This is a genomic window from Actomonas aquatica, assembly GCF_019679435.2.
In the GTDB taxonomy this organism is placed as follows: domain Bacteria; phylum Verrucomicrobiota; class Verrucomicrobiia; order Opitutales; family Opitutaceae; genus Actomonas; species Actomonas aquatica.
In genome coordinates, this window is record NZ_CP139781.1 from 3,670,873 (window position 1) to 3,694,666 (window position 23,794).

Sequence of the window (23,794 nt, forward strand, 5' to 3'; positions counted from 1 at the left end):
AACGCAAAGGTCGCAAAGCCGGGCCTTCGTGGTCAGCAGTTCGGGGAGGCCGGTGAGAGGGCTTCGCGGTTTAAAAACAACTCAGGCGGTGGAGAGGCTTTGCGGTCTTGGCATTATCCTTCCCTGCTGCCCCTTTCGCCGCCGCAGCTGCCGCCACTCGCTCACGCTCGTAGCCACCAACTAGCGCTGACTTCTGCGAAACGCTCTACGCCACCAGGCCGGTGTTGAGGGCGTAGCGCGCGAGGGCGACGCTGTCGTGCAGGTCGAGTTTGCGCATCACACTTTGGCGGTGGGTCTTCACCGTGCTTTCCGACACGCTCAAACGCGTCGCCGTCTGGCGCACGCTGAGCCCCTCCCCCGCCGCCCGCAGGATGTCGCGCTCCCGCGCGGTGAGTTGGTCGAGCCCCTCACCGGCTGCCGGTTGCTCCATCAACAACTTCAGCGCGCCGACCGAATAATACTGCCGGCCTTCGCGCACCTCCCGCACCGCGGCGAGCAACATTTCAAAGGGCTCCGTCTTGGTCACATAACCGTCGAGCCCGAGGTCGAGGGCTTTGCGCAGATGCGCCGCCTCCGGCTGACCCGTCACCACGATCCATCGCGGCGCCGGTCCCCGCTCCGCCGGCCATTGCTCGACCAGCTCCCAGGTGTTGGCCGCGCCGTCTCCCCGGCCAAGCCGCAGGTCGAGCAAAACCAGCTCCGGTTGCGTCGTGGCCAGCAAGCTTTCCGCTTCCGCCAGGGTCTCCGCCGCCCCGACCAGGGTCAGGTCGGTCTCGCGCGCGAGCGCCCGTTCCATTAGCGAGCGCAGCATGGCGTCGTCTTCAACGATCGCCACGCGCATGGTCTCGGTCACGGGAGTCGAGTCTGGTCCAGTCGGCATACGGTCCCAGCATCTACTTCGCGACGGGCACCGACACGGTAAAAATCGCTCCCCCCGTCGGAACGTTTTCCACGGCTAGGGTGCTGCCCTCGTGCGCATCGATGATACGTTTACACAGGTGCAGGCCCAGACCGGTGGACGACTCGCCGCCGGTCGGTTGAGCCGAGAGGCGCGCGTAGGCGCCAAACACCTTTTCATGGTCCTCCGCCGACAGGCCCGGTCCAGCATCGATTACGCGCGCGACGGCGCGTCCACCCTCCACCACCACGGTCACCTGCACGCCACTGTCGCGCGGGCTATATTTGAGGGCGTTGGACACGAGGTTGTCGATGACCTCACGCATGCGCCAGGGATCGACCCGCACGGGCGCCGCGACGGGGGCGACCAGCTCCAGGGCAATGCCTTTGGCGCGGGCGGCCGGTTGATTGAGGGCGACCACATCGGTGGCCAGTTGTGCCAGATCACTGGATACAGGATGCACCGCGATCTCGGTCTGTTCCTTACGTTCGGCTTCGAGCCAGGCGTCGAGGTCATCGCGCATGCGCCGGGCGGCGTCACGGATCTCACCGACGCCCTGCACCGGCGAGTCGAGCAGGCCGCTCTCGATCTCCCCGCAAACCGCATCGATGGCGTAGAGCGGACTGCGCAGGTCGTGCACGGCGAAGCCGAGAAAGGCGCTCTTGCGATCGTAGAGTTTTTTGAGTTCGCCGTGGGCGTCGCGCAGGCCGGCGACGGCGTGTTCGATCTCCTCGCGCTGTTTGGCGAGGCGGCGCTCGGAGCGGCGCGAGACCCGAAACAGTCCGGCCAACACCGCCGCGATCGCCCCCGCCGCGATGGCGAGCACCAGCGTGGTGCGACCGCGGGCTTGTTCGACCGCCTGCGCCTGTTCGGCGGCTTCGCGGGCGGCGGCTTCGCGCGTGAGGGCGAGTTCGCGTTCCACGTTGGCGCGCTCGAGCCGATCGATCTCGTGCTGCTTTTGCGCGGTTTCAAATTCGGTCTGCAAGTCCAGCAGGGCCTGCTCGCGCGAGGCTGCCCCGCGCTCGTCGCGAATCTCCATGACCCGACGCGTATCGGCGAGCGCGCCCGTGCCGTCGCCCAAGGCTTCACGAATGTCGGCGCGCAGTTGGTAGGCATACTCCTGGCGCTCGGGGAGACGGAGCTCGTCGGCCACGTCGACCGCAATGTCGGCCCACTCCAGCGCGTTGGTATCGTTGCCCATCTCATGATGCGTGAGGGCGAGGTTGTGCGTCAGGATCGACACCCCGAAGCGGTAACCGGCAGCGCGATCGTAGCCGAGAGCCTCGGTGTAGGCGGAGAGCGCAGCCTCGTAGTTTTTTTGATCGCGCTCGAGGTTGCCGAGATTGGTCAGCACGCCGGCGAGTCCGCCCTCGTCCTGCGCTTCGCGGTGGATGGCGAGGGCCTCGTCCAGAGCCGCCCGCGCCTCGTCGATGCGGGTGAGTTCCCGCAGGTTTATCCCCAGCCCCATGAGGCCGTCGGCCAGGAAGGCCGGATTGTCCATCTCGCGCCGGATCGCGATGCTTTGTTCGTAGTAGCCCTGCGCCTCCACGAACTCGTCCTGCTCGGCGTAGTAGTGGCCGATGGAGTGCGCGAGGGCGGCCCGACCGAGCGGCTCGCCCAGTTCCTCAAAAATGCCGTGGGCGCGCACGAGCGCCTGCAGGCGTTCGGTCTGGCGGCCGCGTTCGCCGAGCACGCCGGCGTAGGAGTTGAGCACCGCGGCCACCTGACGGAGATTGCCGGCGGCGTCATGCACCGTGATGGCCGTCGCATAGTGATCGAGCGCGGCGTCGTAGTCGCCGAGCATCTGCTGCGCGACCCCCGACCAATACCACAACGACCCCCGCAACTTCAGCTCGTCATCCCCTTCGCCCAAGGCCGCCAGACCCGCCTGCGCCGCGGCTGCCATCGCCTCGTAATTGTCGTCCTGATAGTAGACTTTCACCTGCTCATACTGCGCCTCCGCTTCCTCCACCGTCGCCCCGGCCCAGGAGCCGCCCAGCGCACACATGGCCAAACAGCCCAATGAAACCTTCACCGCATCGTTCATCGGCGCATGAGCCAAGCGATAGGCCGCTCGTTGACAAACCCTTCCCGCCTGCTGCGCTGCATTGCATCGCTCTTCCTGCCATGACCGACGCCACCGCCACGCCCGAGACCCACCGCCGCGCCATCGCGCTCATCGATGCCGCCCACGCCGCCGATCCGACCTACACGCCCGATGGTCGGCCCGCCGAGCTCGTCTATGCCGAGCGCATGGTCGCGTGGGGCGAGCGCCTCGCCACTGCCGCGCATTCACCGCTCGCCGCCCTCGCCCTGCGTTGCCAGCACCTCGAACGCTTTCTGACCCCCCGCGACACCTTCCCGGAGGGCCGCGCCGGTTACTACCAGTGGCGCACCAGCCTCTACACCAAACAGGGTGACCGCGCCCGCGACCTCCTGCTCGAAGCTGGCTGCGACGCGGCCGACGCCGAACGGGTGCGCTCCTGGGTGGCCAAGGAAAACCTGCGCGCCGATCCCAACAGCCAACTGCTGGAGGACTGCGCCATCCTCGTCTTTTTGGAAAACCACATCGCCGACTTCGCCGCCCAGCACGCCGACTACACCCGCGAGAAGTGGATTCGCATCCTGCAAAAATCCTGGACCAAACTCAGCCCCCGCGGTCGCGAAGCCGCCCTCACCCTCGCCTTCCCGCCCGCCATCGGCGAACTCGTGCAGGAAGCGGTCGCCGGGGCGTAATCAACCCTGCCTAAAGATCCAGCCAGTCCGCCCGTTGCGCCCGCCAGCGGGCGACCTCCGCCGGCTTCTCCCACGCCTCGTAGAGCGCCACCAGCCGATCGAGGGCCTCGCCAATGCTGCGGCGCGTGGCCACCGCGCTCTGCTCCTGCCGGGCCAGCAGGCCTTCGTATCCGGAGATCAACCACGGCTCGGCTTCCGCCAGCCGTCCCTGCCCCACCCAGGCTGCGCCCAGGCCGCTGTGCGCCTCAAAGGTCCGCCACTCGTCGGGTGCCTCCGCCTCCTGCTGCGCCTTGAGCTCCGACCAAAGCTGTTCTGCCTCCGCCCAGCGTCCTCCATCCAGCAGGCTGGCCGCGTAACGCGCCCGCAGCCCGCGCTCGGCACTGCTGCCCTCCCCGTCCCGCCGCACGGCGTCGTCCCATAGTTGTCGCCACAGCGCCAACGCGTCCTCGAAGCGGCTGGATTCATCAAAACCGAGGGCCAGACTCAACCCCGCCTCCGCGGCGGCCGGGCTGTCCTCGCCCTGCGTGCGCCGGGTGATCTCCCAGAGTTCGTGGCTCAGCGCGATCGCGTCGTCCCAACGCCCCATTTTGCGCCAGCAGCGGCCGAGGTTGCGCCGCACCAACAGGGTGTGCGGATGCTCCGCCCCGAGGGCCTTGATCATGCCCGCCACCGCTGCGCTGATGAGGGCCTCCGCCTCGTCCAGGCGCCCCATCTGCATGTAATCGAAACCGAGGTTGCTGGTGAAAATCATCACATTGGGATGCCCGGGGCCCCACGCCACCTTGGCGGACTCGACCAACGCGGTTTTGGTGGCGAGCCCGTCCTCAAGTCGACCGACCATCGAATACTGCGTGCCGAGGTTGTTGAGCAAGGTGAGGGTCAGGTCGTGCCCCTCCCCCAGCTGGCGACGGGCCACGGCCACGTTCTCCTCGTTCAGCGTAATGGCCTCCTGGATACGCCCGAGGCCGTAGAGCGCCGTGGCCAGGTTGTTGCCCGCATCGAGCACCCGGTGGTGATCGGGACCGAGCAGCCGGCGACTGTCCTCATACACCGTGCGCTGCAGGACCAGCGCGTCCTCATCGCGCCCCATGTCTATGAGGGTCGACGCCAGGGCGTTGCGCGTGATCAACACCGACGGGTGCCCGACGCCGTGCACCTCCTCCTGGATGCTGATCGCTTCGCGCAGCACCTGCTCCGCCAGATCAAATCGCGCCAGATCCCGGTAGGTTTCCCCCAGGTTGGCCAGGGCCACCGCAGTGTGGCGATGGCGGTCGCCATAACGCCCGCGATAGCTGGCCAGCACGGCCTTCTCCAGCGCCAGAGCCTCTTCCAGGCGGCCGAGCACGTTGAAGACCAACGCCAGCGTCGTGCGGGCATTGTCGTAGGCAAAGCTGTCCCGACTCTCCGGCGGCAGCGCCTCAAAGCCCGCCACCACCTGTTGCAGCTCTGCCTCCGCCTCCTCATTACGTCCCAGCCTCATCAAACACAGACCGTAGCCGGACCGGGCGTAGAGGGTCTCAAAGTGCCCCTCGCCCTGCCAGGCGATCCGCAGTTCGAGCGCGCGCTGATACTGCGCACTCGCCTGTTCAAACAAACCGAGACCGAGGTAAGCGCCGGCGATGGTGAGACGCAGCCGCGCCTCCAGCAGCGGTTGTTCCGCAAAACGGACCCCCGCCTTTTCGGCCGCCTGGTCGAGCACCTTGCGCACCGGCAGGTCGGGATCGACGTCCTCACCGCTCTGACCATAGGGGCTCGATTGGAACAACATATCGTCGACCAAAAAATCCGCCAACGCGATGGCCGCATCGGCCTCCGCCCGCGCCTCCTGCTCGGCGCGATTGGCGCGCACCGCCTGATGGATGCTCACGATGGTGCCGGCGATGAGCGCGGCCACCACGGCGGCGCCCGCGCCAAACACCAGCCGGTTGCGCCGCACCAGTTTCGCGAGGCGGTAGCGCGCGCTCGCCGGGCGCGCCTCAATCGTTTCGTCGGCGAGGTGGCGGGCGATGTCCTCGGCCAGCCCGGTCGCAGTGGCGTAGCGCCGGTTGCGATCCTTTTCCAGACAACGCATCACGATCCAGTCGAGGTCGCCGCTCATGCGATGGGCCAGCTTGGGCGCTTCGAGCTGCCGACGCGTCGCCACCGTGCGTTGGGTGTCCGGCGGCAACGACTGCACCCGCGTGGAGGGCCGCGGTGGATCGACCTCGCGGATATGCTTCCACATCGCCTCCAACCCCGCCGCCTGCAGCGCCTTCGGCTCGAAGGGCGGCGCGCCGGCCAACAGTTCGTAGAGCAGCACACCGAGGCTGTAGACGTCGGTGCGGGTGTCGATGTCACCCGCAACCAGCTGCGATTGCTCCGGACTCATGTAGGCGGGCGTGCCCAGAAATAGCCCCGTCTGCGTGACCAACGTCATGTCGCCGAGCTGCTGCTCGGTGGCTTTGGCGATGCCGAAATCAATGACCTTGATCACCGGCTCGGTCGTGCCCGCCGACACCAGCACGTTGGACGGTTTCACATCGCGATGGATGACGCCCTTCTGGTGTGCGTGCTGGATCGCATCGCAGACCCGCATGAACAACTCCAGGCGCTCGCGCAGGCCGAGATGCCGGTCGTCGCAATACTGCGTGATCGGCACCCCATCGACATACTCCATCACAAAAAACGGTCGCCCCGTCGGCGTCGCCCCGGCTTCAAACACCCGCGCGATGCCGGCGTGATCCATGAGCGCCAGCGCCTGCTGCTCGACCATAAACCGTCGCAACACCGCCTGCGAATCCATCCCCGGCCGGATGATCTTCATCGCCACCAGCCGCCGCACCGGCGCCGTCTGCTCGGCCAGCCACACCACGCCACAGCCGCCTTCACCGAGGCGCCGCTGGAGCGTGAAACGGTCGATCACGTCACCCGGCTTTTCCTCGATCATGGCCATGCCGCGCAGGTTGTGACTCTCATCGAGGATGCCCCGGTCACGCTCACTCATGGCCAGCAGGCGCTCGATGCGCGTCCGCAACTCCGAGTCGTCCCCGCAGGCTTCATCGAGGTAGGCGGCGCGCGCCGCACCGGTGCGTTCGAGCGCGTTCAGGAAAATTTCGTCTTCAGCAGGCAAGGGGGGAAAAGGTCTCGTCTGGCATGCGCAACACCGCCCCGCGCAGTGTCACGCCACCGGCGTTAGGCTTGGCCGCGCCGCAACCGGTCGATGCGATCGTGCAGCCACGCCCGCGCATACTCCCAATCCCGCTTCACCGTGCGCAGCGACAAGCCCGACAGGTCCGCCACCTCATCATAGGTGAGACCGACAAAATAACGCTGCTTCACCAACTCGGCGCGCCGCGGGTCCACCGCCGCCAGTTCCTCCAGCGCATCGTTCAACAACAGCAATTCCTCATCGCTCTCGTCCACGTCGGCCAGATCGACCCCCGTGCGATCAAAACGCACGTGCTCGAGTCCGCCACCGCGCCGATCAGCCTGCTTGCGGCGCGCCTGATCGATGAGGATGCGCCGCATGGCCTCGGCCGCCGCCGAGAAAAAATGACCGCGGTTCTTCCACAGGGGCTGCTGGTCGCCGCCCAGGCGCAACCACGCTTCGTTGACCAAGGCCGTGGGTTGCAGCGTGTGACCCACACGCTCCGTCGCCATCTTGCGCACCGCGATGCGGTGGAGTTCATCGTAAACGATCGGCAGCAAATCATCCATCGCCGTCGCATCACCCTGCTCAAGCCGTGCAAAGAGAGCCGCCAATTCGGAATCGTCCACGGCCGGACGTTGAGGGGAACCGCCTGCGGCGGAAACACCTTTTTGCGGCTATCAGCCCGCCTACTCTCCCGAGCCAAGTGGCCGAGGCTTCCAGCCTCGGCGTTGCCTCATGAACCGCCACCACCGCGCCGTGCCTCGCGCATCTCCGCCCAGCCGCAACCACGCCTCGTGCACCAACGCGGTCGGCTGCAAGGTCTGCCCCGCCCGCTCTTGGTCCATCTTGCCCGCGGCCATCAAGCGAAGTTCCTTGTAGACGACCGGCAATAACTCAGCAGCAGCCTCGGTATCCCCTGCTTCGATACGCGCAACGAGCGCGGCCAGTTTCGCGTCGTCCACGAGAACAACATCTGCGCAGTTGCCCCCGCCGCGCCAGGGTCGCTTCACGCCGCTGTGACGCGGCCGTCACCCAATCGACACTTGACCCCTCCCTCCCCGCGCCTACGCACAACCCATCATGCTGCTCGCCTATCTGGACCCCGGAACCGGAAGTATCATTCTCCAAGCCGTCATCGCCGGTTTTATGGGCGCCTTGTTCGTGGTGAAACTCTTCTGGGCCAAGCTCAAGGGCGGCTTCAAGGCGGTGTTCTCCCGCTCCTCCTCCTCGACCGACGACAACGCGGCGCAGGACTAAAACCGGCGCCGCTGCCCTCCCCATGCCTTCGGCGCTGCGCCAAGAGCCGTCGTCCTTTCGCGACCCCAGCGGCTTCATCTTCACCCACGACGGCACGCTCTACCGGGCCGTGCATCGCGACTACCTGCCGCATCTTCGCCTGCTGGACTCAAGCGGTCTGCGCACGGCCCTCACCGACGCCGGTCTCCTCATTCCCCACGAGGAAGTTGCACCGCCCTGCGACCTGCCGGAGGGTTTCGACGTCGTGCTCGCGCCGCAGCGCGTGCCCTTCATCTCCTACCCCTACGAGTGGTGCTTCTCCCAACTGCAGGAAGCCGCTCTCGCCACCCTGCGCATTCAACAACTCGCGCTCGATCACGGCCTCACCCTCAAGGACGCCACCGCCTACAACATCCAGTTTGTCGACGGCCGACCCGTGCTCATCGACACCCTGTCCTTCGAGCCCTACGTGAAAGGCAGCCCCTGGGTCGCCTACCGGCAGTTCTGCCAACACTTCCTCGCCCCGCTGGCGCTCATGGCCCGCACCCACGTGTCCCTCGCCGGTCTCAGCCGTGAACACATCGACGGCGTGCCACTCGACCTCGCCGCCCGCCTCCTGCCGTGGTCGACCCGCTTCAACTTCGGCCTGCTCACCCACATCCGCCTGCACGCCCGCCAACAACGCAGCCACGGCATGGACGCCCGGACCGCCGCTGCCGCCAAACCACCGCGCGTGAGCGAGCTCGGTCTGCGCGGCATCCTCGACAGCCTCAGCTCCACCACGCGCAAACTGCGCTACCAACCCGGCGGCACCGAGTGGGCCGACTACTACGCCAACACCAACTACAGCGACGACGCCTTCACCGCCAAACGTGACCTCGTCTCCGCCCATATTCGCCGCGTCGCCCCGACCACCGTCTGGGACCTCGGCGCCAATGAAGGGGTGTTCAGCCGCCTCGCCGTCGCAGCCGGCGCGCACACGGTGTCATTCGACATCGATCCGGCCGCCGTGGAGAAAAACTACCGCCGCCAGCGCGCCCAAAAAGAGGCCGGTCTGCTCCCGCTCGTGCTCGATCTCACCAACCCGTCGCCCGCGCTCGGTTGGGGTCACCGCGAACGCCAGTCCCTCGCTCAACGCGGTCCGGCCGACCTCGTCATGGCGCTCGCCCTCGTGCACCACCTGGCGATCTCCAACAACGTGCCGCTGCCCCTCATCGCCGCCACCTTCGCCGAACTCGGTCGCCACCTGCTCATCGAGTTTGTGCCCAAGTCCGACTCTCAGGTGCAGCACCTGCTCACCTCGCGAAAGGACATTTTCCCCACCTACCATCTCGACGGGCTCAAAGCCGCCCTGGTCCCGCACTTCGAGCTCCTCGCCGAGGACCCCGTGCCCGGCTCCGAACGCACCCTCCTCCTCGCCCGCCGGCGGGCGTGAGACGATTCAGTGGCAAACGAGTCGGGCGTAAAGCCCGACCCACAGATCCGCGGCTCAGAGTGTGGGTCGGGCTTTACGCCCGACATCTCCGCCCTCACTCCGGCGCTTCGTCCGCTGACTCCGCTGCCGGCCGCTCCAAACGCTCGGCCAACGACCACGAGGCATCCTCCCACACGTGGCCCTGCACGCGCCACAGGGTGATCGTATTCACATAATCGCTACGCTCCTTGGCCCATTGCATCGCGCCGTAATAGCGCGCACGCGGATCATTAGCCGCATCCGGCAGGGCAAAGACCGACTGACCCACAAACTCCGGATGCCGATCCAACACCGGCCGCGCCGTCGGCTCGGCTCCCACCGCCGCCAACACCGTCGCCGGAATATCGGTCACCGCCGCCGGGGCCTGACTTTCCGCCAAGGTCCCCCGTGCCCCAAAGGGTTTCACCAGCAGCAGCGGGGCCCCGCGCGCCTTGTCGCGTTGGAAGTTGCCGCGCGACGCCACCGGATTCAGCCGCTGCGCCTCCTCGCCCTGCCCCGGGTTCAGATACAGCGGGGGCTGACGGCCACTGCCGTGATCCCCCGCGATCACGATCATGGTCTGGTCGTAGATGCCCGCGTCCTTCAGGCGGCCGACGAAAGCCAAGAGGAACTTCGCGTAAGCCTCGGCGTGTTCGCTGTAGGCTTCGCGCGTGTAGGGATAACGGCCGTGCTCCAGCTTCCGGTTGAATTTGATCGGCACATGGATGCCGGTGAGGTGGAAGAACTTGAAGCTCGGTTGGGTCGCGTTGGTGGTGATCTTGTCGTTACCCGTGCCGGGCTCCCGCGCCCAGTGCAACAGGACCCAGTCGATCGTATCGTTGGCACCGAGTTCGGTCGAATTGGCCGGGACCGCTCCCGTCGCCTCGCCCCCCTCTGACGACGCGGTTTCGCCCCCCGCAAACACCGCCGTCAGCCGCCAGCGTTCATCGTTGTGCACCCAGCGTTTGGCAAACTGCGGCAGGCAACGAAACAGCGCCAGATCCACCAGTCGCGCCACTTCGCGACGCTTCTGCTCCACGGAAATCGGCCGCTGCTGGAAATTGCTCGCCACGGCCTCGTGGTAATAGACCGACTCGTTGGCGAATCCACGCCATGGATACAGCTCCACGTGATAACCCGCCTCTTGCATCCGCACTGGGAGTGAAGGGCCCAGGTAGGCCTCGCGCAGAAACTGCGGCCGCGGTTCCTGGTTGTCGTAGATGCGCCCGGTCAGGATCGCCGGAATGGCAAACTCCGTGAAGTTGAAACCCGCCAGGGTGTTCGGAAAATAGGTGAAGCCATCAAAGCCCGTGGCGTAGTCCGGCTGACTCGCGATGGCCTCGCCGAAGATGTCGGCCTGATACTCATCGACCACAAACACGACCACGTTGCGCTCGGTCGAAAAATCGAAACGCGCGTCCTTCTCCACGAAGTAGCCTTTGAAGAAATCGAGGTCCGATTCGTAGGCCCGGCGCTCCGCCAGCACGAGCGAGATTACCTGCATCGCCACCAGCGCCAACGCGCCAAAACGCGCCTGCCGCGCAATCGCCGGCGCCTGCCACCAGGCGACCGCCAGCCCGACGACCCACAAGGCGGCGTCGATCACTTCGCGGCCCCGATAGTCGCTCCAAGCGATGCCGCTGCCATCGAGCACACCATAGCTCCACACCAGCACGTATCCGTGCACCCAGCACAACAGCGTGGCCACCAGCGCCATCGCCACCCCGCGTTCCCGGCCGCGACCGCGCAACAGACCCAACCCACCGGCAATCGGCAGCGCCGCCAGCAGCGCGAGCACACCGCCGTAGCGCAACGCATCCCCGAGGTGGATCAGCAGATCGGACTGGTTGGCGAGATACACCTCACCAGGCACGAGCACCAACGCAGTCAGCGTCAGCGCCAGCGCAACCAGCAGGGGGCTCCAGTCAAAGGAACGGCGGTCAGCAGGGCGGTCGGAAGCAGTCATGAACAAAGCGAACGGGCCAGCACGCTCGGAGCCGGCATCCAAAGTCCCGCACGCACCCCCGCCAAGCTTTGAGTGGATAACGTTGCCTGACTCGTCGATTGCGATGGCACGCGCGAAGGGTCAGCGTGGTGGCTTCCCCATGAACCCCGCCCGTTTGCTCCGCTGTCTCGCGGGGGCAGTCGTCGGCCTCGTTGCCGCGACCCTGCCCGTCCTCGCTCAAGATTCCACTCCGGTTCGCGTCACCACGTCCGCCGGCGCCGTCGAAGGACTCTCCACCGCCGCTGGCGCGGTGAATGCCTTCAAAGGCATTCCCTACGCCGCCCCACCCGTCGGCGAGCTGCGTTGGCAACCGCCCCAGCCCGTCGCCCCGTGGTCCGGCGTGCGCGCCGCCCACAACTTCGCCCCCCGCGCCATGCAGGTGCACATCTGGGACGACATGCGCTTCTTCGACGACGGTCCCAGTGAGGACTGTCTCTATCTCAACGTCTGGCAACCGGCCGCCGCCGCCCAAGCCGATGCCAACGCCGCCCTGCCCGTCATGGTCTGGATCCACGGCGGCGGTTTCTTCGCCGGCGCGACCAGCGAACCACGCCAGGACGGCACCCAACTCGCCCAAGAGGGCGTCATCGTCGTCTCGATGAACTACCGCATGGGCGTCTTCGGTTTCCTCGCCCACCCCGAGCTCGCCGCCGAGTCTCCCGTCGGCGCCTCCGGCAACTACGGCCTGCTCGACATGGTCGCCGCCCTACGCTGGGTGAGCGACAACATCGCAGCCTTTGGTGGCGACCCGGCCAACGTCACCATCTTCGGCGAATCCGCCGGCTCCATGGCCGTGAGCACCCTCATGGCCTCCCCGGAGGCGAAGGGCCTCTTCCACCGCGCCATCGGCCAAAGCGGCAGCGCCCTCGGCGGCCCCCTGCCCGACCTCGCCACCGCCACCGCGCGCGGCGCCGAGTTTGCCGCCGCGATCGATGCGCCCACCCTCGCCGAGCTGCGCGCCCTCCCCGCCGCGGAACTGCTCACCCGCTCGGTGGACTGGGGCCGCTTCCGCCCCAATGTCGACGGACTCCTCCTCACCGCCACGCCCCAACGCGTCTTCGCCCGCGGCGAACAGGCCCGCGTCCCGCTGCTCGCCGGCTGGACCCTCGATGAGGGCGGACCCGCCGCCCTTACTGGCCGCGCCGAACCCACCCTCGCCCACATGCAGCTCGCCGCCCGCGAACGCTTCGGCATTTTTGCCGAACGATTCCTCACCGCGTATTCAGCTTCCAATGACGCCGAGGCCGCCCGCGCCGCCGCCGACTACGGGGGCGATCGCTTCATCGGCTTCTCCACCTGGAACTGGCTCGAGGAGCACCGCCGCACCAGCGGCCAGCCGGTTTACCGCTACCTCTTCGACCGCCTCGTGCCGCTCAGCGCCTCGCTCTCGCAGCCCGGCGACCAACCGCGCGCCGCCCACTCCTGGGACATCGAATACGCCTTCAACGTGCTCAACTCCAAGGACGCGCCCTGGACCGACGCCGACTACGCGCTCGCCGATCGCATGTCCGCCTACTGGGCCAACTTCGCCCGCGCCGGCGACCCCAACGCCGACGGCCTGCCGGTCTGGCCGACCTACACCCCGGCCAACGACCACCCGGTCATGCACCTGCATCCGGAGGCCCGCGTGACCTTCGACGATCATCGCGCCCGTTACGAATTTTTGGGCGACCCCAGCATCCCCTTCGTGCCCGACTGGACCCTCGCCGGCTCCGCCATCCACCAGCAAGTGCCGCCGCCCGCCGGGTTCTCGCGCCCAAGCGTCGTGATCGATCAACCCATCGGCGTCTTCGACGGCCAGGCCGACATCGGCGGCCCCTACCTGCCGGGACGCGCCAGCTATGAGCCGGGCAACGACACCTACAGCCTCACCTCGGCCAGCTCCAACATCTGGTATTTTCGCGACGAGTTCCGCTACCTCTGGAAACAGATGGAGGGAGACGTCACCCTCGCCGCCGACGTGCGTTTCCCGCAGGGCGCGGGTTACTTCGATCGCAAGGCCGTGCTGGTCATCCGTCAGGACCTCGACGACAACAGCCAGCAGGTCATGAGCGCCCTGCACGGCGGTGGCCTGGTGCATCTCGCCTACCGCGCGGAGAAGGGCGCCGACATGGCCGAAGCCGTGCACGTCGAGACCGACTACGCCCGCCTGCGCCTCGGTATCCAAAAAGCGGGCACACAATTCACCCTCTGGGTCAGCTATGACGGCGAACCGATGCACCAGCTCGGCGAGCCGTTTGAGTTGGCCTTCGACGGCCCCTTCTACGTCGGCATCGGCTTCTGCTCCCACCAGCCCCTCACCTACGACAGCACCGCCGTGTCGGAGGTCGTGCTCGAAAACCGCGCCGGCGCCTTGCGCGACTGAGAGCGCGCGCTCACGGAACACAGCAGAAATAAGTTCTATTCATTCATTCCAGAAGCGCCCTCCACCCGAGGGCGCTTTTGCATTTTACTGATTATCATGATTTTCGGGGCCTTTCCCCACGCAGGCCCACCGGCACGCGCCTCCGCGGTGGCTCATCAACACACTTACCAAACCCGTCCGCAACGGGGATGATCACGGGGTTCCTTTCTCCCCTGTTCATGAACACCCCCAACCCCTTCGCGGGCGCAGCTCGCGCTCCCCGGTTTCAAGCCGTGCTGGTCTTGGCCGCCACCCTAATCCTGACCGGTTCGCTCGGCGCTCAGACCGTGCTTTTTAATCAAACCCTTACCGGCACACAACTGGAGGCCAGTAGCGATGTCACCCTCGCGGCCGGCTACAGCATTTCCGGATCCTCCTTGGTTTTTGCCGCCAACACCCACGACAAAGATCAGGTGTTACTACACTGGTCTCTGCTTGATGCCGATCTGACCCGCGGTGACTTGCGCATCGTGGTGACGGTGGACTTCGACACCCTGACTCCATCTGACTGGGAGCCTGGGCTCATGATCAGTGACGGCGTGCACTTCCAAGGCATTCACCGCGGTGACAACGGCAACCGCGCGGTCCTGATGAGCGGAGACGTCGCAGGCGACTACAGCACCTTGGCCAATCAAGTGCTGTTGAGCTCCACCCAGACCATCGTGCAAGGCCTCTCCGGGCTCTCCACCCTGAGCTACACCTTCGATATCGCCGCCGGCGCGGGCGGCACGATCGAGTCGGCTTACACCGAGGGCGGTTACTTGCAGACCAACACCTTCACCTATACCACGGACAATCTCACCACGAGCAACGCCCTGTCCTTCGATTTCATCTCCGCGGGATACAACGGCGATGAGGAAGGTTACCAACTCAACAGCGTGGGCGTTGCCATCTACGCCGCCGTGCCGGAACCGGCAACCATCGCCTGGTGGACGGGCCTGGCCCTGCTGCCCTTGCTCGCCCTGCGTATCCGTCGGCGCATGACAGCGGAACGCGCCTAAACCGAGCGGTCGGTTCGACGAGCTCCGCTGCCGTGCTGCGCCCGAGTCGAGGCGTTCAATAGTGGTGGCGCATCGGATCGGACGCCGACACGTAACTCTCTTCGTCGAGCGTGGTCACCACCACGCCCCAGACGTCGAGACCGAGCTCACGCGAACCGCGTTCCGCGCCGGCAATCACCCCGGCATCGATGGCCGCAACGACCTCCGCGTCGGAGATGCCATCGTGACCGACGACCTGTTCCCGGGCGGCCTTGAGTAAACCCGTCTTGGCGGCGCGGGCACCTTGAACCGCCTCATGGCGCAGGGCAGACTCCGAACCGTCGAGCGGCAGCGAACGCACGTTGGCGATCACGGCTGCAGTTTGATCGGCGGCGAGGGTCCCGAGCTTGTGCAACATTGCCACCTTGGAGGGATCTTCATCGACGAGGACTTCGAGCAACACGCGGTTGGCGCCATAGCTGGAAGCCGCGGCGATTTCCGCCTCTTCTTGTGGGGTGAAGTTCGGCGCGGCCGCTGCCTGTTCGATCAGGGACTCGGTTGGCGTATCGGTCACGCGATAGTGGTCTTCGCCAGCAGTCAGGGTGAAGGCGGTGGTGGTAAGGGCGCCGAGGATAGCGGCACCGCGGAGGGTCAACGTGGTCTTCATGGTGAGGATGTGAGGATGAATTTTGCAGTCATCCGCGCAGCGCCCGGAGGAGCCGCGCGAATCGGTGATGCCATTCCCGTTTGCTCATGCCGGACCAACTATTCTCGGCTGACGTTTCCCGTTCATGATGTGAGCCTTAAGAATGCTCAGGCAATGTGCACGGCGCTCCGGTTCTGACGCTTTGCACGACGGCCTTCGCCGCTTTCGCGCAGAGTGCACGGCACGCCGGCGCGCGGGATCGACGTTGCGACGGCAATCGCAGGCACCCAGCCTGCGCCTCACCCCGCCGACCCCGCCCCACCATGAAGATCCGACTCGCCTTCGCTCTGGCGCCAATACTTGCGCTGCTCTCTCCCCTGCTCACCGCCGGTCCAGTCGCAACCCCTCCACCCAATGTCGTCATCATCTACGCCGACGATCTGGGCTACGGTGACCTCGGCTGTTTCGGCGCCGAAGACATCGCCACGCCCCACCTCGATCGCCTCGCGGTCGACGGGATCAAGTTCACCGATTTCTACAGTGCCGCCCACGTCTGCTCGCCGTCGCGCGCCGCGCTGCTCACCGGTCGCATTCCGCAACGCATGGGCATCGGCGGCGTGTTTTTCCCGGAGTCCTTCACTGGCATGCCGACCGACGAACTCACCCTTGCTGAGCTGCTGCACAATCAGGGTTACGCCACCGCGGCGGTCGGGAAATGGCACCTCGGCCACCACCATCGCTACCTGCCGTTGCAGCGTGGCTTCGATGAATACTTCGGCATCCCCTACTCCAACGACATGGAGAGCACGGTGTATTTGGAAGGCAATGATGTCGTCGACTTCGCGCCCGACCAACGCTTCACCACCCGCACCTACACCGAGCGCGCCGTCGACTTCATCCGCCGCCACCCGGACGGACCGTTCTTCCTCTACCTCGCGCACAACATGCCGCACGTGCCGATCTACGCTTCGCCCGAGTTCGAAGGCACCTCGCAGCGCGGTCTCTATGGCGACGTCATTCAGGAGCTCGACTGGAGTGTCGGTCAGATCCGCGCCGCACTCGAAGCCCAAGGCCTGCTGGAGAACACCCTCATCGTCTTTTCCAGCGACAACGGACCGTGGCACGTCATGCGCGATCACGGCGGATCGGCCGCCCACCTGCGCGAGGGCAAACAGTTCACCTTCGACGGCGGCATGCGCGTGCCCACCGTCGCCATGTGGCCGGCCGGCATCAAAGCCGGGCAGGTCTACGAGGCCGTCGCCGTCATGACCGACTGGATGATCACCATTGCCGCCCTCACCGGCGCCGAACTCCCAACCGACCGCGCCTACGACGGCGAAAACCTCCAGCCTGTCTTCGCCGGCACCGGCCCGCGCGCGGACAATACCTTCCTCTTCTATGACGGCATGACGCTCTCCGGCTACCGTGAGGGCGACTGGAAGCTCAAACTGCCCTACGCGGGATTCCCCGGCGCGCGCTGGAAACACCAGGTCGCGCCCCACCCGCTGCTGTTGGTGAACCTGCGTGACGATCCCGGCGAACAACACAACCTCGCCGACGCCATGCCGGAAAAGGTGGCCGCGATGCGGACCGCCATGGAAGCCGCCCACGCCGCCAAAGGCCCCTTTCCGCCGCCCCTCGTGCTGCGCAGCAACGCCGACGAGTCGCACTTCGATCACCTTGAAGAAACCTACGGCGAACGCTTCTGGGAGTTCTGAAGCCTGGCGGAGTTGAGAGGCAACGTAGCGCGAGCAAGCTCGCAGCCTACATTCTGCATTCGGAACCTCACTGTAGGCTGCGAGCTTGCTCGCGCTACGTTACCCCTCGGTCCCTCTCCCACCCACAACTCGGCTTGCGCTTGTTATAATTATTATTATCAAGGCACCTCACTCCCCCACTTCGTGTGTCCGCCCCTCGCTCGCTCCGCTCCTTTGCCCTCCTGCTGCTCCTCCTCTCGCCTGCGCTGCTTTACGCCCAGACGTGGAGCTCCAGCCTCTATCCGACCGACTGGAGCCCCCCGCACGAATCCGGCATCCATGACTTCCTGACCGGCGCCTTCCTCCAGGACTTTTCCTACGCCGGCTACGCCCAATCGGCCGCGCCGCTGCCCGCGCCCACCGGACCGCTCTTCGATGCCGTCGCCACCTACGGCGCCGACCCGACGGGCCAGGCCGATGCCACCGCCGCCATCCAGGCCGCCATCGACGCCGCCGGGGCCGCGGGCGGCGGCGTGGTGTGGTTGCCCGCCGGTCACTACCGCCTCTCCCTGCCGACCGACGCCGAGGCCTGCCTCACCCTCCGCAACTCCCACGTGGTGCTGCGCGGGGCCGGCCCGGACCTAACCTTCCTGCACAATACCACCACGACGATGCGCAACGCCCGCGTCGTGCTCGCCCGTCCCGCCAGCAATGGCAGTTGGAACACCACCGCCAGCACCCCCGTGCTGCTCAGCCGCGATGAACCCGGTCCCACTCGCGAGGTGCAGGTGGCCGACGTTTCCGATTTCGCCGTCGGTGACACCATCGTGCTGCACCACCCCGCCACCGCCGCCTTCATCGCCGATCTGCACATGGGCCCCGGCGCCGATGGCGTGGACTGGACCCCGTCGATCGACCGCATCCGCGGCCCCCGCAGCCTGCATCGTATCGAATCTATTGATACGAACAACCGCACCCTCACGCTCGATTCCCCCACCCGTTGGTATCTGCTCACCCGCGACGGCGCCCGCGCCTACCGGTCGACCTCGTTGCTCACCGGCGTCGGAGTGGAGCATCTCAGCATCGGCAACGACGCCCACCCCGGGGACGGCTGGGCGGAGTCGGACTACTCCGACCCCACTCGCGCCGCCTACGACACCCACAATAGTTTTCTGGTCGAGCTGCGCGGCGTGCACGGCGGCTGGGTGCGCGACCTGCAGTCCTACAATCCCGGCAACGCCAACGGCGCCCACCTGCTCTCCAATGGCGTGCTGCTCAACTACAGCCGCCAGATCACCGTGCGCGACGTGGTCATCGCCCACACCCAATACGGTGGCGGCGGTGGCAACGGTTACGGCATCCGCCTGAGCTCGGCAAACGACTGCCTCGTCATGGACTGCGAGACCGGGTGGATGCGCCATGGCATCGTGATGTGGCATATCGACAACGCCGGCAACGTGGTCACCGGCAACCACGACCACGACACCGGCACCCAACTCGGCAACGGCGTCGCCACCACCACCGCCGGCAAGGGCAGCGATCACCACGGCGTGTTCAGCCACTCCAACCTCATCGACGCCAACACCGTCACCCGCTCCTACTTCGAAGCCGCCTACCGCGGCGCCTCCGGTTCCGATCCGAGCCATGCCTTGAGCGCCGCTCAATCCGTGTTCTGGAACACCACCGGTCACGCCTACTACCCGGGCCGCAACTACATCGTGCACAGCCAGCAGTTTGGCACCGGCTACGTGATCGGCACCCAGGGCAACGCGAGCGCCATCAACCTCTCCGAGAAACGTCCGCTCTCTGCCGAGCGCACCGACCCACTCGATCACGCCGAAGGGATCGGTCAGGGCGCGACTCTCGAACCGCAGTCCCTCTTCCGCGATCAACTCGCCCGCCGCCTCGGCTCGACGGCCAACTGGCTGCTGCATCCGATCACCCTCGTCGCCGCGCCGTCCGCTCAAACCGCCGCCACCGGGGCCGACGTCACGCTCTCCGTCAGTGTGGCCACGGGACCCGGCGAGACACCGCACTACCAGTGGTTCAAGGACAACACCCCGTTGCCCGATCGCGATGCCCCCACCCTCCAGCTCACCAACCTGACCGCCGCCGATGCCGGGAGCTACCATGTCACCGTGACCGATTCCACTGGCCGCGTCACCAGCCCCGCCGTCGCCGTCACTGTCACGCCAAGCACCGAGCCGGAACCCGAGCCCGAGCCCACCGTCGGCGGTCGCCTCAGCAACGAATCGGTGCTCACCACCATTCTGCCCGACCGCAGCCTCACGGTGGGTTTCACCCTCGAGACCGCCTCCACCCAAGTCCTGCTGCGCGGCGTGGGCCCATCGCTCGCCACCTTCATCCCCACCGCCCCCCTCGCCGACCCGCGGCTCACGCTGCATCGCATCGATCCCGCCGGCGCCACCTTGCTCGCGCTCAACACCGCCTGGGGCGAAGAGACCTCGCTGCGCTCGGCCAGCGCGACGGTCGGCGCCTTTCCGCTCAGCTCGCCCGCCGACACTGCGCTGCTCGAATGGCTCGCCCCCGGCAACTACACCGCCGTGCTCACCAGCGAAAACGACACCCAGGGCCCGGCCCTCGTGGAGCTCTACCTCCTGCCCGTCGGCGGCCCGGCCGACCCACCGCCCGGACACCTCGTCAACCTTTCCGCGTTGCGCCTGCTCGACCCCGATACCCCGACCCTCACCGCGGGTTTTGTGCTCGCCGGCGATGAAGCCCGCACCGTGCTCCTGCGCGCGGTCGGCCCGTCGCTCGCGCCTCACGTCGGCACCTCACCTGTATTGGCGGATCCACTACTCACGCTCCATCACATCGTCGACGGCCTGGCCACGGAGCTCGAACACGTCGACGACTGGTCGACCCGCGCAGACGCCACCGCCATCGCCGCAGCGGCCGCAACGGTCGGCGCGTTTGCCTTAAGCGAACCGAGCGAAGACGCCGCCCTGCTCGCCGAACTCACCCCCGGCAGCTACACCGTCCGCGCCGACCGCCAAGGCACCGACACCGGCCTCACCCTCGTCGAAGTTTACCTGCTCCCCTAACGCGGCCGAGAGGCAGGGCTGTTTTCTAACCTCGGATGAACACGCATGGCTCCGCCTAACGGCTACGCACTGCTGGCACTGACTTAAGGCTTTGTGTCTCTCTGTGGTTAAAAACCCGCCCTGCCTCTCCGTAAACCAACACGCCCACCGGACGGATCCGGCGGGCGCGCGCGCTTACTGCAGCGACGCCATGTCGATCACGAAGCGGTATTTCACGTCGCTCTTCAGCATGCGCTCGTAAGCTTCGTTGATCTGATCCATGCGGATCATCTCGATGTCGCTGGTGATGCCGTGCTCACCGCAGAAATCAAGCATCTCCTGGGTCTCGGCGATGCTGCCGATGATCGAGCCGGCGAGGCTCTTGCGGCCCATGATGAGCGAGAAGGACAGGACCGGCATCGGCTTCTCCGGCGCGCCCACGAGCGTCATGACGCCGTCCGGCGCGAGCATCGCGAGGTAGGCGTTCAAGTCGTGCTCGGCGGCGACACAATCGAGGATGAAATTAAAGGTGCCAGCGTGCGCCTTCATCTGCTCGGGATCCTTGGAGAGAATGACTTCGTGCGCGCCGAGGCGCAGGGCGTCTTCCTTCTTGCTCGGCGAGGTGGTGAACACCACGACGTGCGCGCCAAAAGCACGGGCAAACTTCACGCCCATGTGGCCGAGACCACCGAGGCCGACGATGCCGACCTTCTGACCCGGGCCGACCTTCCAGTGGCGCAGCGGAGCGTAGGTCGTGACACCGGCGCAGAGCAGCGGCGCGACGGCGGCGAGGTCGAGGTTCTCGGGCAGCTTCAGCGCGAAGTGATCCTGCACCACGATGTTCTGCGAATAGCCGCCAAAGGTCGGGCCGCCGATGACCGGCTCGGTGCCGGCGTAGGTCTGCACCTGCGTGGGCGAAAACTGTTCGTTGCCAGCCTGGCAATGCGGGCAGCTCAGGTCGGCGCCGACCATGCAGCCGACACCGGCGAGGTCGCCGACCTTAAACTTGGTGACCTTGGCGCCGACTTCGACGACGCGGCCCACGATCTCGTGACCAGGCACGGCCGGGAACTCGGTGAAGCCCCATTCGTTGCGGGCGAAGTGGAGGTCGGAGTGGCAGACGCCGCAGTAGAGGATGTCGATCTTCACATCGTTCTCCGTCGGTTCACGACGGTCGATGGTAGCCGGCGCGAGCGGCGAGTCGGCGGCGGTGGCGGAGTAGGCTTTGACGCGGTAGGCGCGAGGTTTGGACATGGTTGGAAGCGGGATTAAGGTTGAGGAGAATGGGCGAGGTGGAGGCGGCTTTCAGGGCGTAACGTCGTCTTCGATAGGCTCGAATACAACCGACTGCGGGCGATCGGCCCGCAACGTAAAGGCCCCACCGGTGAAGCGGCCGAGTGGCACGAGACCCGCGGCCGCAGGAGCATCACGGTAAAATAGCGCCAGGTTGCCCCACGGGCGGTAGTAGGTGATGTCGCCGGCGCGCGGCCGGTGGCTGGTCGGCGCATCACTGCAATCGAGCGCACGCGGCAGATCGGCGATCAACTCCGTGCTGGCGTAGTCGCGCAACTCCACCGCCAGCGGCAGCAGCTTGGCGAAGTCGCGTGCCGCCGAATTGTCGTGTAGTTTAAGTTTGAATACGGCGGAGCCGTCCTCGAGGCGCAGTTGCATGGCAGGAAGAGGGGGGGGAAAGGAAACCGAGAGGCAGCCACCACGGGGGCGACCACCTCCCGGGTTAAAGATCAGCCGTTGTATTCGGCGTCGGTGACGTGGTCGCCCCATTCGACGACCTTGCCGTCGAGGGCTTCCTGGATGGCGATGTGGGTCATGCCCACCTTTTCCGAGGCGCCGTGCCAGTGGTTCACGTGCGGCGGGAACCAGACGATGTCGCCGGGGCGCACTTCCTCGACGGGACCACCCTCCACCTGCACCCAGCCGAGGCCGGAGGTGATGATGATGGTCTGGCCGAGCGGGTGCGTGTGCCAAGCGGTGCGGGCGCCGGCGTCGAAGTTGACGTTGGCCGCGGCGGTGCGGGCCGGGGCTTCGGGCTGGAACATCGGGTCGACGCGGACGTCGCCGGTGAACCATTGAGCGGGGCCCTGCATGGAGGGTTGGGAGCCATTGCGGGTGATTTTCATGGGAGCAGAGGATTGAGCGTTGGAGCTGGTGGCACCGACAGCGCGGGCGGCGCCGGCGAGAGCGAGCGCGGTGAGCGCTCCGGTGCTTTGGAGGAAGTGTCGTCGTTGCATGACAGGTTGGTTCAGTGGGTTGACTTTAGCAGGCGCGGCCCGGGTCGTCGCCCAAGGCCTTGCGCCGGCTGTATCGTTATTGCGGTGTTTTGCGAAACCGGCGGAGCGGCGGCGGGGCAGCGCGGCTCAGTCCATCGTCGCCATGTCGATGACGTAGCGGAACTGCACCTCACCATCGACGACGGCGTCGTAAGCCGCATCGATCTGGTCCACGGCGATCATCTCCACGTCCGGATAGATGTCGTGGGCGATGGAGTAATCGAGCATCTCCTGGGTCTCGGGCATACCGCCGATGAGCGAACCGGACACCTTGCGGCGGGCGGAGAAGATGAAGCGGTTGATGAGGATGGACGGCGCCTCGGCAAAGGCCGGCAAACCCACGATGACCATCTCACCGTCGAGCTTGAGCATGTTCACATACATCATCGGGTCGTAGGGCTTCGGGATCGTGCTGAGCACGTAGTCGAAGGTGCTGTTGAGGCCCTTGGTGGCGCCCTCTTTCTTCACGTTCACGTAGCGCACGGCGCCCATCTCGAGCGCGGCGTCACGCTTCTCCTCGGTGATGTCAAAGACGGTGACTTCGGCACCGAAGGATAGCGCATACTTCACCGCGAGGTGGCCGAGACCGCCGAAACCGGCGACGGCGACCTTGTCGCCCGCCTGGATGTCGGCGCGGCGCAGTGGGGAGTAGGTGGTGATGCCCGCGCAGAGCAACGGGGCGACGCGGCTGAGGTCGGCATCGGCCGGCACGTTCACCGCAAAGGCGTCCTTCACCACGATGTTGTTGGAGTAGCCGCCCTGGGTGACCGCATCGCCATGGAAACGATCCTTGGAGCCGTAGGTGAAGACAGCGCCCTGGGTGCAGAACTGCTCCTCACCCATCCGGCACATCTCACATTCGCCGCAGGAATTAACCATGCAGCCGACGCCGGCGATGTCGCCGACGGTGAACTTGGTGACGTCTTTGCCGACCTGGGTGACGCGACCGACGATCTCGTGACCCGGCACGACCGGATAGGGCGAGCCGCCCCACTCGCTGCGCACCGAGTGGATGTCGCTGTGGCAAATGCCGGCGTAAAGGATCTCGATCAGCACGTCGTGATCGCCGACGGCATGACGTTCGAACTCGTAGGGTTTGAAGTCCCCATCGGCGGAGAACATGGCGTAGCCCTTGGACGGCACGGGCCCCTCGATGGCGGTCGCCGCACGGGCGCTGTGAAGCACCGCGCCGGCGAGGGACAGAGTGAAGAGAAGTCGGGTGAGTGTTTTCAGCAGCATACGCTCGCAACCTACCCAGCGACGGGGACCGCGTCCGC

The 23,794-nt window shown here is 66.3% G+C and carries 18 protein-coding genes; 7 read left to right on the plus strand and 11 right to left on the minus strand.

The features are described from left to right. Positions 1-205 precede the first annotated feature (205 nt). Both K1X11_RS14300 and K1X11_RS14305 read right to left on the minus strand, forming a co-directional pair. The gene (locus K1X11_RS14300; protein ID WP_221031493.1) at positions 206-853 is read right to left on the minus strand and encodes a response regulator; all 648 of its coding nucleotides are present in this window, start codon (positions 851-853) and stop codon (positions 206-208) included. 40 nt (positions 854-893) lie between these two features. Further along, on the minus strand, positions 894-2,945 hold the full coding sequence (locus K1X11_RS14305; protein ID WP_221031494.1) for an ATP-binding protein: 2,052 nt from the start codon (positions 2,943-2,945) through the stop codon (positions 894-896). Positions 2,946-3,025: 80 nt separating this feature from the next. On the opposite strand from K1X11_RS14305, the gene K1X11_RS14310 reads away from it, so the two are divergent. After that, on the plus strand, positions 3,026-3,634 hold the full coding sequence (locus K1X11_RS14310) for a DUF4202 domain-containing protein (RefSeq protein WP_221031495.1): 609 nt from the start codon (positions 3,026-3,028) through the stop codon (positions 3,632-3,634). Between the two features lie 10 nt (positions 3,635-3,644). Here the strand turns inward: K1X11_RS14310 and K1X11_RS14315 are convergent, their stop codons facing one another. The 3 genes from K1X11_RS14315 to K1X11_RS14325 form a co-directional block, all read right to left on the minus strand. Then, positions 3,645-6,743 (minus strand): serine/threonine-protein kinase, encoded by a 3,099-nt coding sequence (locus tag K1X11_RS14315; protein ID WP_221031496.1) that lies wholly within the window; start codon positions 6,741-6,743, stop codon positions 3,645-3,647. Positions 6,744-6,805: 62 nt separating this feature from the next. Then, the gene (locus tag K1X11_RS14320) at positions 6,806-7,390 is read right to left on the minus strand and encodes a sigma-70 family RNA polymerase sigma factor (protein ID WP_221031497.1); all 585 of its coding nucleotides are present in this window, start codon (positions 7,388-7,390) and stop codon (positions 6,806-6,808) included. 60 nt (positions 7,391-7,450) lie between these two features. After that, on the minus strand, positions 7,451-7,726 hold the full coding sequence (locus K1X11_RS14325) for an ECF-type sigma factor (RefSeq protein ID WP_221031498.1): 276 nt from the start codon (positions 7,724-7,726) through the stop codon (positions 7,451-7,453). A gap of 118 nt (positions 7,727-7,844) precedes the next feature. Here K1X11_RS14325 and K1X11_RS14330 point away from each other — a divergent pair, with 118 nt between their 5' ends. Next, positions 7,845-8,021, plus strand: coding sequence for a hypothetical protein (locus K1X11_RS14330; RefSeq protein ID WP_221031499.1), 177 nt, complete (start codon positions 7,845-7,847; stop codon positions 8,019-8,021). Positions 8,022-8,043: 22 nt separating this feature from the next. Further along, entirely contained in the window at positions 8,044-9,435 is a 1,392-nt protein-coding gene (locus K1X11_RS14335) for a class I SAM-dependent methyltransferase (RefSeq protein ID WP_221031500.1), read from the plus strand. A 94-nt stretch (positions 9,436-9,529) separates the two neighbouring features. Here the strand turns inward: K1X11_RS14335 and K1X11_RS14340 are convergent, their stop codons facing one another. Beyond that, positions 9,530-11,419 carry a sulfatase-like hydrolase/transferase gene (locus K1X11_RS14340; protein ID WP_221031501.1) on the minus strand — a complete coding sequence of 630 codons (1,890 nt, stop codon included), beginning with the start codon at positions 11,417-11,419 and terminating at the stop codon, positions 9,530-9,532. A gap of 139 nt (positions 11,420-11,558) precedes the next feature. On the opposite strand from K1X11_RS14340, the gene K1X11_RS14345 reads away from it, so the two are divergent. Further along, positions 11,559-13,823 (plus strand): carboxylesterase/lipase family protein, encoded by a 2,265-nt coding sequence (locus K1X11_RS14345; RefSeq protein WP_221031502.1) that lies wholly within the window; start codon positions 11,559-11,561, stop codon positions 13,821-13,823. Positions 13,824-14,041: 218 nt separating this feature from the next. Continuing rightward, on the plus strand, positions 14,042-14,863 hold the full coding sequence (locus K1X11_RS14350) for a hypothetical protein (protein WP_221031503.1): 822 nt from the start codon (positions 14,042-14,044) through the stop codon (positions 14,861-14,863). Between the two features lie 55 nt (positions 14,864-14,918). On the opposite strand, the gene K1X11_RS14355 is transcribed toward K1X11_RS14350, so the two are convergent. After that, positions 14,919-15,509, minus strand: coding sequence for a hypothetical protein (locus tag K1X11_RS14355; RefSeq protein ID WP_221031504.1), 591 nt, complete (start codon positions 15,507-15,509; stop codon positions 14,919-14,921). A 302-nt stretch (positions 15,510-15,811) separates the two neighbouring features. Between K1X11_RS14355 and K1X11_RS14360 the strand changes: the two genes are divergently transcribed. Both K1X11_RS14360 and K1X11_RS14365 read left to right on the plus strand, forming a co-directional pair. After that, entirely contained in the window at positions 15,812-17,206 is a 1,395-nt protein-coding gene (locus K1X11_RS14360) for a sulfatase family protein (RefSeq protein ID WP_221031505.1), read from the plus strand. Positions 17,207-17,391: 185 nt separating this feature from the next. Next, positions 17,392-20,250, plus strand: a complete 2,859-nt coding sequence (locus tag K1X11_RS14365; RefSeq protein WP_221031506.1) for a glycosyl hydrolase family 28-related protein — start codon at positions 17,392-17,394, stop codon at positions 20,248-20,250. A gap of 174 nt (positions 20,251-20,424) precedes the next feature. On the opposite strand, the gene K1X11_RS14370 is transcribed toward K1X11_RS14365, so the two are convergent. From K1X11_RS14370 to K1X11_RS14385, 4 genes are all read right to left on the minus strand, one after another. Next, the gene (locus tag K1X11_RS14370) at positions 20,425-21,483 is read right to left on the minus strand and encodes an NAD(P)-dependent alcohol dehydrogenase (protein WP_221031507.1); all 1,059 of its coding nucleotides are present in this window, start codon (positions 21,481-21,483) and stop codon (positions 20,425-20,427) included. A gap of 51 nt (positions 21,484-21,534) precedes the next feature. After that, positions 21,535-21,900, minus strand: coding sequence for a cyclophilin-like fold protein (locus K1X11_RS14375; RefSeq protein WP_221031508.1), 366 nt, complete (start codon positions 21,898-21,900; stop codon positions 21,535-21,537). A 71-nt stretch (positions 21,901-21,971) separates the two neighbouring features. After that, positions 21,972-22,367 (minus strand): (R)-mandelonitrile lyase, encoded by a 396-nt coding sequence (locus tag K1X11_RS14380; RefSeq protein WP_343212931.1) that lies wholly within the window; start codon positions 22,365-22,367, stop codon positions 21,972-21,974. Between the two features lie 237 nt (positions 22,368-22,604). Continuing rightward, positions 22,605-23,756, minus strand: coding sequence for an NAD(P)-dependent alcohol dehydrogenase (locus K1X11_RS14385; protein ID WP_221031510.1), 1,152 nt, complete (start codon positions 23,754-23,756; stop codon positions 22,605-22,607). Between the last annotated feature and the right edge of the window lie 38 nt (positions 23,757-23,794).

What these genes read in the sequence shown, in the direction of transcription:
- K1X11_RS14305 (WP_221031494.1), bottom strand. Translation starts at nt 2,945, where the DNA reads ATGAACGATGCGGTGAAGGTTTCATTGGGCTGTTTGGCCATGTGTGCG.
- K1X11_RS14340 (WP_221031501.1), bottom strand. Translation starts at nt 11,419, where the DNA reads ATGACTGCTTCCGACCGCCCTGCTGACCGCCGTTCCTTTGACTGGAGC.
- K1X11_RS14350 (WP_221031503.1), top strand. Translation starts at nt 14,042, where the DNA reads ATGAACACCCCCAACCCCTTCGCGGGCGCAGCTCGCGCTCCCCGGTTT.
- K1X11_RS14310 (WP_221031495.1), top strand. Translation starts at nt 3,026, where the DNA reads ATGACCGACGCCACCGCCACGCCCGAGACCCACCGCCGCGCCATCGCG.
- K1X11_RS14355 (WP_221031504.1), bottom strand. Translation starts at nt 15,509, where the DNA reads ATGAAGACCACGTTGACCCTCCGCGGTGCCGCTATCCTCGGCGCCCTT.
- K1X11_RS14385 (WP_221031510.1), bottom strand. Translation starts at nt 23,756, where the DNA reads ATGCTGCTGAAAACACTCACCCGACTTCTCTTCACTCTGTCCCTCGCC.
- K1X11_RS14360 (WP_221031505.1), top strand. Translation starts at nt 15,812, where the DNA reads ATGAAGATCCGACTCGCCTTCGCTCTGGCGCCAATACTTGCGCTGCTC.
- K1X11_RS14335 (WP_221031500.1), top strand. Translation starts at nt 8,044, where the DNA reads ATGCCTTCGGCGCTGCGCCAAGAGCCGTCGTCCTTTCGCGACCCCAGC.
- K1X11_RS14345 (WP_221031502.1), top strand. Translation starts at nt 11,559, where the DNA reads ATGAACCCCGCCCGTTTGCTCCGCTGTCTCGCGGGGGCAGTCGTCGGC.
- K1X11_RS14380 (WP_343212931.1), bottom strand. Translation starts at nt 22,367, where the DNA reads ATGAAAATCACCCGCAATGGCTCCCAACCCTCCATGCAGGGCCCCGCT.
- K1X11_RS14330 (WP_221031499.1), top strand. Translation starts at nt 7,845, where the DNA reads ATGCTGCTCGCCTATCTGGACCCCGGAACCGGAAGTATCATTCTCCAA.
- K1X11_RS14375 (WP_221031508.1), bottom strand. Translation starts at nt 21,900, where the DNA reads ATGCAACTGCGCCTCGAGGACGGCTCCGCCGTATTCAAACTTAAACTA.
- K1X11_RS14370 (WP_221031507.1), bottom strand. Translation starts at nt 21,483, where the DNA reads ATGTCCAAACCTCGCGCCTACCGCGTCAAAGCCTACTCCGCCACCGCC.